Source organism: Hungatella sp. SB206 (assembly GCF_051132295.1).
Lineage (GTDB): Bacteria > Bacillota > Clostridia > Lachnospirales > Lachnospiraceae > Hungatella > Hungatella effluvii.
Genome location: NZ_CP096603.1, coordinates 2,625,265 through 2,637,386, shown reverse-complemented (window position 1 = coordinate 2,637,386; position 12,122 = coordinate 2,625,265). Strand labels below are relative to the sequence as shown.

The following is a 12,122-nucleotide window of genomic DNA, read 5'->3' as shown; positions in this document are numbered from 1 at the left end:
CTCCCACATCATCGGTCAAAGGCTTCTGAAAGGGTATGGTAGCGCCCCGGAGCTCCCGGAAATTCCCATTTCAAATCCTTTATCACCCGATCCAGGCCATTCATATCTTCCTCTGTCAGACTCTTCAGTTCCCCTCCCATAAGCTTCGCAGTTAAAATCGACTCCGCCATCGACTCCATAATCTGAATATATTCAATTGTATCCCGTGCACAGGACCGGCTTACTGCCACGACTCCGTGATTTTCCAGTATAAAACCATTTGCATCAGCTACATAAGGATCAAATACGTAGCCCAGTGCCTTTGCGTTAGGCTCCGCATAAGGAATCGTAAGAATCGGGCCGAGCAGCATCATAGCCTCTGGTATCAAAGGCAGCATCATAGCTCTTTTCCCTTCTTTTGAGGTAGACATTCCTATACAGAGCGGCGGATGGGCATGCATAACAGACTTGATCTCCGGCCGTTTCTTCATAATATGAAGGTGCATGAACGCCTCCCCGGTCGGCTTCTTTCCTTCCGGCGTGTATAGAACATTTCCTTCCATATCAACTGCGCAAATCATATCTGCAGTAATCTTTCTCTTTGGGGTCTTGGTTGGGGTAATCAGAACCAGATTCTCTTCTACACGGTAAGACAAATTTCCGCCAACACTGGCTCCATATCCCAATTGACCGTCTCTAATACACACCTCAACCATTTCATCAAGTTCTCTCTTGTATTTTTGCAGAACTTCTCTCATTCCCTTCTCCCTTCACGATCGGAAGCCAGCCAAATACTGGACTCATCCTTTTATAAATCCGTTCCCAATCATTCTCCCTGGCTGCATTCGGATGGTATGTTTTACACTTCCAGGTTCTCTCTATAATCCGAAGTCCCTCCTCCATCGATTGTATCATACCGGCAGCTATCGCCTGCTGGATAAAATTACCAGTGACAGAAGCTTCCACCGGCCCGGCTGCAACCATGATCCCCAACGCATCTGCAGTCGATTGACACAAAAGCTCATTTCGGCTTCCGCCTCCTAAAAGCTGTAGTTTTCGGAACCGGCAATCCGCATATAGCTCCAGACAATCCCGGCTGTAACGGTATCTAAGCGTCAGACTTTCACAAACGTTTCTCACAATTTCACCGACCGATTCCGGAATGCTCTGTCCAGTTCTTCTGCAGTATTCCTTTATTTTTTCTACCATCCTGCCTTCCTTAAAAAAGTCCTGTGCCTCTGTATCAATAAACGAATGAAATGGTTCTGACTCATTTGCCATATTCGTCAATTCACTCCAGCTGTAATTCTGTCCCTGCAGCTCCCATTCGCGTTTACACTCCTGCAGAATCCATAATCCTGTATGGTTAAATCTTAAATTTCTTTTCCCATACAAGGAAAGATCATTGGTCAGTCCATACCGGATCAGAGACAGGTCTTCTATTGGTTCGTCAATCAGGCAGCCCATACATGACCAGGTACCGCAGCTCAAATATAGGCTTTCCTCCTTATGCTCCATATCTGCGCAAACAGATGCTGCGGCTGTATCATGACCTGCCACCGCGATAACCTGGAGACTCCCTGATATCCCTGTTTCAGATATGATCTCTTCTGTCAGATTACCTAACGGCGTACCGCTCAATATAATATCTGGAAAGCGGTCCGGAATTCCGAGCATCTCTCTGTAATAATGATTCCACCTCCCCGACCGTATATCAAGAAGCTGTGAGGTGGCGGCCATAGTAATTTCCGAAGCCTTCACTCCGGTCAGGAAGTAATTAAACAGGTCCGATATCATCAGTATCGTATCCGTCTGAGAAAGAAGTTCTGCTTTTTTCATCCCCAGATACTTTAAGAAAACAGTAGGCTGAATATCCATAGGCTTAAAAAGAGTCATCGTAAACTGTTTATCCTTAGGAATTACTTTCTGCATTGATGCAAGAATACAATGTGAATTGCAGTCCCTGTAGTGGTACGGCTGAGCCAGCAAATCTCCCTGACAGTCGAGAAGCCCTATTGTATTTCCCCAGGAATTCAGCCCCATCGTATCAATTGGCAAACCTTCCTTCGCAGCAGCTGCAAGTCCATTCTTGATCTCCTGGAAAAGCTGCAAAAAATCCCAGTAAAGAACGCCTCCCAAACGTACAGGACGATTTACAAATCGATGCAGTTCCCTGATTTTTAACGTTCCGTCTTCCAGTATGCCATATATGATTCTTCCATTACTGGCTCCCATATCACAGGCAAGCATATGAAGTGTTTTCACCCTCATCCCTCTTTTCATTACAAATAGTATTCATCCGGGTCCTGATAATAGCGGCGCCCTGTGTTGAGAGTCATCATTAATTCAATATCTTCTTTTGTTAGCTGAAAGTCAAATATATCCAGATTCTGTCTGGCATGGTCCGGATTAGAAGCCTTGACCAGCACCCTGGCTCCTAACCCGGTAAGATAACGAAGTGTTATCTGAACAGGCGTTCTGTCATAATGAGACGCTACCGCTTCAATTATCGGATTATGAAGTATCTCTGCTCCACGAAGCAGCGGGCTCCATGCTTCCACGCATATATCATTCTTCCTGCAGTAATCAAGCATCTCCCAATCAATAAAAAATGGATGCATCTCAATCTGGTTGACCATGGGAATCTCTCCCCCCAGCTTCTTAAGCTTTTCCAGATGATGAATCTTAAAATTACTTACTCCGATTGCCTTTACACGCTTTTCTGCATATAAATCCTGAAACGCTTTCCAGGTTTCTTCATAGAGTCCATTCATCGGACAGGGCCAATGGATCAGGAGTAAATCAATCGTTGTTCCCAACCGCCGTTCACTTCTTTCAAATGCTTTAATGGTCTTTTCGTAACCATGATCCTCATTCCATATCTTTGTGGTAAGAAACAGCTCTTCACGATTATAATTACAGGTACGAAGTGCTTCTCCAATTTCACTCTCATTGCCGTAATGTTCGGCAGTATCAATTCCTCTGTAACCAAGTCTCCATGCCGTATGAATGATTTCTTTCATACAACCTCCGGCTGACGCCTTATATGTACCAACCCCAATCATCTGCCGGGAGATTCCGTTTCGAAGCATTGAAATATTATCATCCATTACGAATGCCTCCATCTATGCCTTATCAAATAAATCTTTCATTCCGGTAAATTGTTTTTTTCCTCCCGGCATATGCTCTCCTCTGATCAGAAGCAGATTGTCCAGGCCTTCCATTTCTTCATTGGTAAGGGTTCTAATATCTTCCCCCATAATCCTATTTGTCAACAAGGATTTTGCCAGGCTTTCCAGAACCTGAACTGATTCAACAGTATCCAGAACACCACTGGTGCTGCATACAAGGCAGCCATGATTCGCCATAATGAATGCATTAGATTTTTGAATATATGGTTCGAAGGAATACCCCAGTTCTTCTCCATTCGGCTGAACGTAGGGAATTGTAAATACAGGTCCTAACTGTGTCATAGATTCCGGAAGTAATGGCAAAATCATCGCTTTCTGCCCTTCCGCCGTTAGAGACATGCCTATTGCGTAAGGTGGATGCGCGTGCATGATACCTGTTACATCCGGCCTCGCTTTCAGGCAGTATAAATGCATAAACATCTCTCCGGTTGGCTTTCGCCCCTCTTTCGCGTAGAGTACCTGCCCCTCCATGTTGACAATACAGATATCATCGAAAACAATGTTCCTTTTAATAATTCCGGTAGGTGTAATTAATATCACGTTCTCCGCTACCCGAAAAGACACATTACCTCCAGACGCCGCTCCAAACCCCAACTCTCCGGATCGTCTGCACACTTCGACAATTTCTTCGATCTGTTCACAATATAACATTTGCAGCTCATTCAACTAATATCCATCTCCTTTTCCACTTTATATTCTCTTGTTATTAAAATTATATATCGCATTTTTGCAAAAGTCAACATTATTTTTCTATTTTACAATTTTAAATCTTTGTTTTCCAATTTAAAAAGAGTAATATTTTGTTTTTAGATTTTCTTGTTAACTCCCGGATGATTTTATTTCATAGAACAAATTTTCTTACAAAATAAAAATAACAGGATCATCTGTTTCATACAAGATGATCCTGCTAAAGTACCATGGCTATTCTACAATTTTCAGGCAAATCCCTTTTGCCCGGAATAGATCTGCTGTCTGCGGATCAATTCCGCAGTCCGTATAAATAGCGGTAATCTTTTCAAAACCGCTGGTCGTAATATGAGCAATCTTATTAAACTTGGAGCTGTCAGCAAGCAAATATACCTCACCGGCAGCGGCAATCATACATTGCTTAATCGCTGCCTCCTCCTCATTCGTATCCATAATTCCCCGTTTGATGTCAATAGCACTGCAGGAAATAAAAGCCTTCTGTATATTATACAGCTTAATTGCATTCTTCACCATATCACCCCGGTACGACATGGATTTTGTATTAAGCTTGCCGCCTGTAGAAATTAGGGTTACGCCTGCCTTCTGTGACAGAATGACTGAAATATCCAGAGAGTTTGTAATTACGATTACTTCTGAATTCTCTGGTATACACTTTGCAAGCGCACTGGTGGTAGATCCCGCATCCATAACTATTAAGTCCGATTTTTGAATCAGATTGGAGGCCTCCGCCGCTATTGCGCTCTTCTGCGGATAATTGTAAACGTTTCTCTGCTCCAGCGAGCTTTCATTCGTCTCTTTGGCCGTCGCACCACCAAACGTTCGAATAATCAATCCTTCCCCACTCAAATACGTCAGATCTTTGCGTATCGTCTCCTCCGTCACATGAAAGTAAGCGCTCAATTCACTACTGGTTACCGCCTTTGTAGTTGTTATAATATCTAATATCTGTTTTCTACGAGCATCTTTCGTCATCTGCTGCATCCGGAAATACTGACCCCAGCATTTCTTACCTTTCCTGAATAATTTAATTTTATTCTAGCATACAATCCTTTTTATCACAAGTTTGTTTCCATCTTAGTTTCCAGCTTTTTTCCAGGCCGCGGTATGTTGCCTGAAATACCTCAAAATACTTTTCATACTCCACATGGCGTTTGATATCAGGCATATAACTCTTATTTTCATGAACTGTACATAGTGCAGCTTCCTTCAGGCTGCTGTACACTCCCTGTATCACCATGTTGGTCAAAGCAGCCCCCTTTGCTCCCAGTTCGCCGCCCTGCACCGTCACTACTTTTTTTCCCAGAACATCTGCAAACATCTGGCACCACATATCACTGGCCGAACCACCGCCGCAAACTGTTATTTTTTTAATCTCACCCGGCATATGATCATAGCAGTCGCGCATTGCATATGCAACGCCCTCATAAACTGCTCTTAACAAATCTGCTTTTGTATTTCTTACCGACAAACCAGTAAAGCTCGCTCTGGCATCTGGATTAGTAAATGGAGCCCGTTCCCCACCTGCCAATAGGTAAGGATGATAGAGAACACCAGCTGAACCGATTGGAACGCTTCCTGCGAGCTGCTGTGCGTATTCATATAAGCTCAGTCCCAATTTCTGTGCCTCCGTTTCAAATTGATTCCCAAAAAGGCCTAGAAACCATTCCAGATTTGGTGTACCCGCCAAAGATGCCATTAGTCTCAGCCACTTCTGGCTGCAGCCATGGAATACCGTCATTCCTGCATATACGGAATCCCTGCATGGTTCATTGATGACCATTTCATGAAGCGCTGCCGTTCCCATAATACTGCAGCATTCACCAGTTTCCAGCACACCAGTGCCTATTGCGCAGGCCGCCACATCCATCGGGCCGCCAGATACGATTACCTCCTCGTTAAGACCTAAAAGCGATGCCATATCTTTTCTGATGCGCGCATAATTATCAATACACGGTTTTACTTCTGGATATTTTCCCTTATACTCCAATAGCCCGTACACCTCAAACAGTTCTCTGGAATAGGTGCCAGTTTCCATATTTAAAAATATCAGGGACTGATCCGTCACATCCGTTGTTGCCTGTCCTGTCAGTCGATAAAACAGTGCATCCTTTAAATGCATAATATACTTTGCATTCTTAAGGCTTTCGGGCTCCTGCCGATCCAGCCATTTGATAACACAGGGCTGATTGCCCGTAAAAATCCGCGTTCCTGACTGTTCAAAGACAGTCCGTGCTGTTCCGTCTGCCGACCACTGTTCAAATTCTTCATGACCTCTTCCGTCGCAGAAACAACAGCCTCTTCTGACAGGTTCTCCTTTTTCATCAATCAGCCAGGCTCCATCTCCTTGTGCTGTAATTCCGATTCCTGAGATAGAAGCACCACCGAATTTCTTTGTGATAGCCTGAATAGAGCGTACTGTTTTTTCCCATATCTCATTAAAATCTTCTTCAAACCAATTTTCCTGTTCACAAACAGCGGTTAGAGGGAATCCCTGTTTCATGATTTCCTCCCCTCTCGTATTAAAAAGAACCGCTTTAATCCCGGATGTACCAGAATCCAGTCCTATTATGTATTTTTCCATCTGTCCCTCCTTACAGTCATGATTCCATTAGACCTTTGATATAAGCGAGTCCTTCCTTCGCCATCTCATCCATTCTCTTATCATCTGCCTGATTTGTCATATCCCGCCAGATATTACTGTCTCTCGATACAGTGCCTCCTGTCCTGACTAATGGTTCCAGGGTAATGGTTTTCTGATAACCAATCTCCTTTAAGCCTTTAGCTACCTGATCCCAGGCCATCATACTCCCTCCATAAGGAACCACTCTGTTGTTTTCCCCTGCATGGAAATGACCAAGCTTTTCTCCCGCTCCTATGATCGCATCATACATCGAGGCTTCTTCTATATTCATGTGGAATGTATCAAGAAGAATGTTGACATTTGGGCTGTTCACTTCTTTGACGAGATCGACTGCCTCTGCTGATGTATTAAGCAGAAAATTTTCGAACCGGTTCGTAATCTCCAGATTATAGGAAATGCCATATTCTTCCGCTACCTTTCCAAGCTCCTTCAGGCTTTTTATACTGGATTTTGTTTTTTCTGCTTTTCTTTCATACTCCGAGAAATCCGCCCATGCACAATAATTGATGCCTGAAAAATTTTTCCCGCCTAAAAAGTGTACTTTTTCTAATATCTGTTTCAAATATTCAACACCGGCTCTGCGCACACCATCATCTTCTGATGAAATATCATGATCCTTTCCCAGTCCGATGAGAAAGCTCAATTCTATCTTTCTCTCCTCTGCCGCTGCTTTTACTTCTTCTAATTTCTTCTGTGGAAGCGTAAGAAGCAGGGGAGTAAAAATTTCCAGTACATCAAAGCCGCAATTGGCTGCCCGCTCAATTGTTTTTATATACTCCCCTTCCCAATCCTTGGACCAGTATGCATACACAATTCCATATTTCATTTACGTTTTCCTCCTTCTATTATTTGTTTTCCAATTAGTACTTTCATATTATCACACCATATTTTATTTTACAACATTTTATTTTTGTTTTCCAATTATTATTCTTGACTTTTTTTGCCTTATGATAAATAATAAAGATAAAAGAAAGAGTAGGGGGTAAAACGAAATGGACTATTTTAAGGAAAGAAATTTGATAATTGAGACCTGTTTATGGCTGCAAGAAAAGGAGTTGGTAATCGGTACGTGGGGAAATGTAAGTCTTCGTCTGAACAATAATCTTATCTTAGTAACGCCCAGCCGTGTTGAATATGAAGAAATGATTCCAGAAGATCTAGTCATTGTTGATATGGCAGGAAAGAAAACATCCGGATTCAGGGCTCCAACATCAGAAATGCACATTCACAGGCTAATTTATGCAGCAAGGCCCGACATTCAGGCTATTATCCACTGTCACCCCTGCTATGCTTCAGCCATGTGTGCCTCCGGCCAGTCTATTCCGCCCATCTTAGAAGAGATGACACAATTAATTGGAGGAGAAATCCCGATTACACAGAAATATATACGAGCGGGAGAACATCTTGCTCTTGCTGAAGAAACCGTTCATGCACTCGGTCAGCAAAGTGCAGTCCTGATTGCTAATCATGCCCCCGTCTGCTGCGGCAGATCCCTGTCTGAAGCAAAAATCTGCTGTCTGGTTACAGAAAAAGCTGCAAAATGTTACCTTTCGATCTTCGGTCACCATCAGGTATTTAAAATTCCTGATGATATGGTGAGAGCAGAACATCACCGATATCTTTTTGAATATGGGCATGAAGAAGGGAGTAAATCATGAAGAAAAAATGGAACCGTGTTCATGTATCTCATTCATTTATGAAGCGGCTTCATAATTTCAGAATGGCACATGAAAAGACAATACTTTTTAATCGGAAAGAAAAAATAAATCAGTTGTACCAAAAAATACATACGGAATCAGAAAGCAAGATAAAGTGCGGACTAAAAAATGAACCGGACAGCGTTACCATAAGAATTCTGACAAAGGAATTTATGGCTAATGATGATACGCCTGCCTTGTTTGAGCTCATCCATTTATCCGATACCATCTATATTAAATCAATAAAAAAATACACTTTAATTGAATTATGGTTTCGTTGTTGGGAATGGTCCGGCAACTCAATGTAAATGCGAATAACAAACAGATGGCCCCAACTAAGAGACATTTTTCACAGTTCCTTATTGGGGACCTTGAACTGTGGATATTTCCTGCCCGACGCCTCCACCAGACAGGCAATATTAAGGATATGAGCCTTTGAGAGAAGTATTCTTTTCCGGCAGATTCCGTAAAGATTTTGAGACCGCAGTCAAGTGCGGCTGCATTTCGATTTTTTTAAGGCGGTGAGAGGGATCTTTCCTCTCGCCGCCTTTCGCGTTTTTTATTTCATCTTCGGCTTAAAAATCACCGACCCCAGATACCCAAAAATCAGTGCTCCCGAGATCCCCACCGCACTGGCGGTGAAGCCGCCTTCAAAGATTCCCAGAAGTCCGTCCTCTCCCATGCTCTTCCACACGCCCTTCCAGAGCGTGTTTCCGAAGCCGAGCAGTGGTACTGTGGCTCCGGCGCCTGCCCAGTCCGCAAACGGCTGATAGAGGCCCAGAGCACCAAGAATTGTTCCGCTCACCACCAGCAGCACCATAATCCGGCCCGGCATCAGCTTTGTGTTGTCCATCAGGATCTGAACCAGGGCGCAGATTACTCCGCCTACAAGAAATGCTTTTACAAATTCCATCGTTATCTCCTTTCTGCCAAAGGCTTGTTTTAACCGATATGCTCCAGCATAACTGCGTGTGCAATACCCGGAATCGGCTGTCCCTCGTTAAAGCTGACCGTGGAAAGCAGCGCTCCCGTCGGTACAAACAGCACCCGTTTCCAGGTTCCATCTTTAATCTTTGGAAGAATGTAGGAACACAGTGTAGCCGCCGAACAGCCGCATCCGCTTCCGCCCGCATGGGTGTCCTGGGTCTCCTGATCGTAGATTTCGATTCCGCAGTCCGTATGGATTTCCTCCAGCAAGTGGTCCTTATTCTTCATAAAATCGAGGAGAATGGTGCGTCCGATTTCTCCTAAATCCCCTGTGATGATCTTGTCATAGTACGATTCATCCACGCCAAAATCTTCAAAGTTCTGTTCAATGGTGTGGAACGCCGCCGGTGCCATCGCGGCCCCCATATTCATGGAATCCTTGCTTCCCATGTCCACCATACGGCCTGTTGTGATGCCTGTAATGGCCGCTATTCCCTCACTTTTATGCTTCGATACCACGACGGCTCCGCAGCCTGTCACCGTCCATGTAGCTGAAAATGGCCGCTGGTTCCCGTAGGCCAGTGGAAAACGGAACTGCTTTTCCGCGGTTGCAAAGTGGCTGGAGGCCATTGCGATGATTTTGTCCGCGTATCCGGCGGCTACGGTCATTGCGCCCAGGTTCAGGGCCTCTCCCATGGTGGAACACGCTCCGTAAAGTCCGAACAGCGGAATTTCCAAATCCACCGTTCCGAAGGAGGTGGCAATCAACTGTCCCAGCAAATCTCCGGCAAACAGATACCGGATATCCTTTTTCCGAATATCTCCCTTTTCAATGGCCAGATCTGCCGTCTGTTTCTGCAGCGCGCTCTCCGCCTGCTCCCAGGTGTCCGCACCAAACATGTCGTCCTGCTCCACCACGTCGAACAGCTTTCCCAGAGGACCTTCTCCCTCCTTTTTTCCTACGATGGAGGCCATGCTTTCTATGACCGGAGGTTCCTCAAATTTGATACTCGCTTTTCCTATCTGCATTCTGTCATTCACTCCATTTCTCTGTAAACCGTAAGTTTCTCTCTTCTCTGCTACTTTCTCCATTTTCCTTTTTTTCTATTCATCCGCCGCAAATCATTCACCATAAATCAATCATAACAAGCCGGCTGCCGCAGCCCTTACGCCGCAATTCAAGCCCCTCACTTCACACGCCCCAAAAGAAAATGCCCCGGCGGGACCGCCGGGACAGAGATTGCTGATAACGAAGCCGCTAACGCTTACAAGACTAAAAAATTCCCACCCACCGGCCGATCCAATAGAGGATGCCGAGGACCCAGCTGCTCAGGATTCCGTACAAGATAACAGGTCCTGCAATAGTAAATATCTTGCAGCCGATACCGAATACCTGGCCTTCCGCCTTGAATTCCACGGCAGGCGCCACCACTGAGTTGGCAAAGCCCGTGATCGGGACGAGGGCGCCTGCGCCGCCGAATTTCACGATCTTTGGGTAAATGTTAAGCCCCGTTAAAATAACGCTTCCCGCAATTAAGACCAGGAGCGTCCAGGAGGCTGCGGTATCCTTGTCCATCCCGCTGTTCATGAACCAGGTGCTCACCAACTGTCCAATGGTGCAGATAGCGCCTCCCACAAGGAAAGCCTTCACAATACTCAGCCATTTGTTGTGGACCGGTGTGACCTCTTTTACATAGGCATCGTATGCCTGTTTGTTAATCTCCATATTTTACCTCCGATTCCTGTTTTCTACTGTCCGAAATTGCCCGTGAAATATACGAGTGAACCAATGAGCTTGCCAAGACCGATGGCCAGGATCACGTACTGAAGTCCCACGGCCAGATGAATTCTCCTGCTGATAACCGGCAGGGCCTTTAAAGTCTCCGCCAGAGACATGACGAGGCAGCCGACAAAGATTCCGACCGCCAGCCCGTAGATCCCCAGGAACACATTCCCGCCCATGTGAATCGGGATTTCATAGATATCGGATACGTTTCCCAGTACACCGCCTATGATAATGACCGTCTCATACAGAAAAATGTGTTTATTTGCATGGGTCTTTCCTATCAGCCGCGGAAAAACGCCGATAATTGCCAGAAATGCAAAAACGCCGGCTGCTATGACGCCGCCGGCGCTAAGCCCCAGAAACACGAGAAATAACTGCTTAAGAAACATCAATATCCTGCTCCTTTCTGCCGTCATTCTGAATCAGGGTCTTGCTGACATTGTCCTCGTAAAGACGCATTTCCACCTCCAGCGGCGTCGGATCCGTATTGATCTTAAACTTCGCAAAATGATTGAAGAATCCTACGATTCCCAGCGCCAGTCCTATGGAATAGCTCACCTCCAGAATCGTGAATCCGGTGGATTCCTTTCCCATGATGATACGGTAAATCTCGCTGAAGACATCCGTCACACTGACATCGTTGTTAAAGGTCATGATGGCAAAGGACGCGCCGCAGAAACAGATAATACAGACAAATATGGTCTTGATCCATTCCCAGGCCCAATTCGGGGACTTCGGCCGGTGGTAATCGATGATAAAATCCACTTCACCCACATTGTTGACGGTGATCGTCGGATCCATCTCCGTGATCTTCTTAATCACATCCAGCGCACTCTCCACGTAACGTTTATCTCTGTCCAAATGAATCGTTTTAATGCGCAGGGCGCTGCACTTGTTTGTTACGGCGGAATCATCGCTGTAGACCGTCGCCACATCCTTTAACTGAATCTCCTTATGATGGACCTCAGTAATCTGGCTGATGTTTAGATAGACAGTCTTGCTCATATTCTCATCTGCCCCGCTTTCCGGATGAGTTCTACCAGCGTTCCATCCATTTCGCCGCCGTCCGGCACCGCGGCGATTAAGTACCATACAATGGCGGCCACAGCGATCAGGCATACGACAAGGAGTGCAATTCCCAGCTTATGTTTCATGGATTCCATACGTGCTCACATCCTTTTCTTTCACTTTTC

At 45.2% G+C, this 12,122-nt stretch carries 15 protein-coding genes; 2 read left to right on the top strand and 13 right to left on the bottom strand.

Features of this window, described 5'->3' with window-relative positions; translation table 11 throughout:
* Positions 1-8 precede the first annotated feature (8 nt).
* The 7 genes from M1L66_RS11505 to M1L66_RS11475 form a co-directional block, all read right to left on the bottom strand.
* On the bottom strand, positions 9-737 hold the full coding sequence (locus M1L66_RS11505; RefSeq protein WP_187021198.1) for a class II aldolase/adducin family protein: 729 nt from the start codon (positions 735-737) through the stop codon (positions 9-11).
* Positions 700-2,244 (bottom strand): rhamnulokinase, encoded by a 1,545-nt coding sequence (locus tag M1L66_RS11500; protein ID WP_187021200.1) that lies wholly within the window; start codon positions 2,242-2,244, stop codon positions 700-702. Before M1L66_RS11500 ends, M1L66_RS11505 begins: the two co-directional genes overlap by 38 nt.
* 17 nt (positions 2,245-2,261) lie before the next feature.
* On the bottom strand, positions 2,262-3,089 hold the full coding sequence (locus M1L66_RS11495) for an aldo/keto reductase (protein ID WP_187021202.1): 828 nt from the start codon (positions 3,087-3,089) through the stop codon (positions 2,262-2,264).
* Between the two features lie 15 nt (positions 3,090-3,104).
* Complete coding sequence (locus M1L66_RS11490; RefSeq protein ID WP_434693019.1) at positions 3,105-3,836, bottom strand: class II aldolase/adducin family protein; 732 nt, start codon at positions 3,834-3,836, stop codon at positions 3,105-3,107.
* A 255-nt stretch (positions 3,837-4,091) separates the two neighbouring features.
* Positions 4,092-4,850 (bottom strand): DeoR/GlpR family DNA-binding transcription regulator, encoded by a 759-nt coding sequence (locus M1L66_RS11485; protein ID WP_172683619.1) that lies wholly within the window; start codon positions 4,848-4,850, stop codon positions 4,092-4,094.
* Between the two features lie 58 nt (positions 4,851-4,908).
* The gene (locus M1L66_RS11480) at positions 4,909-6,459 is read right to left on the bottom strand and encodes an FGGY-family carbohydrate kinase (protein WP_434693016.1); all 1,551 of its coding nucleotides are present in this window, start codon (positions 6,457-6,459) and stop codon (positions 4,909-4,911) included.
* Between the two features lie 16 nt (positions 6,460-6,475).
* A complete protein-coding gene (locus M1L66_RS11475) occupies positions 6,476-7,345 on the bottom strand; it encodes a sugar phosphate isomerase/epimerase family protein (protein ID WP_187021208.1) in 870 nt (289 codons plus the stop codon).
* A 166-nt stretch (positions 7,346-7,511) separates the two neighbouring features.
* On the opposite strand from M1L66_RS11475, the gene M1L66_RS11470 reads away from it, so the two are divergent.
* Positions 7,512-8,177, top strand: a complete 666-nt coding sequence (locus M1L66_RS11470) for a class II aldolase/adducin family protein (protein ID WP_434693012.1) — start codon at positions 7,512-7,514, stop codon at positions 8,175-8,177.
* Positions 8,174-8,524: a hypothetical protein gene (locus M1L66_RS11465; RefSeq protein WP_187021212.1), complete on the top strand. Its 351-nt coding sequence runs from the start codon at positions 8,174-8,176 to the stop codon at positions 8,522-8,524. Before M1L66_RS11470 ends, M1L66_RS11465 begins: the two co-directional genes overlap by 4 nt.
* Positions 8,525-8,775: 251 nt before the next feature.
* Here the strand turns inward: M1L66_RS11465 and spoVAE are convergent, their stop codons facing one another.
* The 6 genes from spoVAE to M1L66_RS11435 form a co-directional block, all read right to left on the bottom strand.
* Positions 8,776-9,129: a stage V sporulation protein AE gene (gene spoVAE, locus M1L66_RS11460; RefSeq protein ID WP_002600319.1), complete on the bottom strand. Its 354-nt coding sequence runs from the start codon at positions 9,127-9,129 to the stop codon at positions 8,776-8,778.
* A gap of 29 nt (positions 9,130-9,158) precedes the next feature.
* Complete coding sequence (gene spoVAD, locus M1L66_RS11455) at positions 9,159-10,172, bottom strand: stage V sporulation protein AD (RefSeq protein WP_055655688.1); 1,014 nt, start codon at positions 10,170-10,172, stop codon at positions 9,159-9,161.
* Between the two features lie 244 nt (positions 10,173-10,416).
* Complete coding sequence (locus M1L66_RS11450) at positions 10,417-10,869, bottom strand: SpoVA/SpoVAEb family sporulation membrane protein (RefSeq protein ID WP_002600321.1); 453 nt, start codon at positions 10,867-10,869, stop codon at positions 10,417-10,419.
* A 23-nt stretch (positions 10,870-10,892) separates the two neighbouring features.
* Positions 10,893-11,318, bottom strand: a complete 426-nt coding sequence (locus M1L66_RS11445) for a stage V sporulation protein AB (protein ID WP_434693007.1) — start codon at positions 11,316-11,318, stop codon at positions 10,893-10,895.
* A complete protein-coding gene (locus tag M1L66_RS11440; protein WP_187021216.1) occupies positions 11,308-11,934 on the bottom strand; it encodes a stage V sporulation protein AA in 627 nt (208 codons plus the stop codon). Before M1L66_RS11440 ends, M1L66_RS11445 begins: the two co-directional genes overlap by 11 nt.
* Positions 11,931-12,092, bottom strand: a complete 162-nt coding sequence (locus M1L66_RS11435; protein ID WP_002600324.1) for a hypothetical protein — start codon at positions 12,090-12,092, stop codon at positions 11,931-11,933. Before M1L66_RS11435 ends, M1L66_RS11440 begins: the two co-directional genes overlap by 4 nt.
* Positions 12,093-12,122 lie beyond the last annotated feature (30 nt).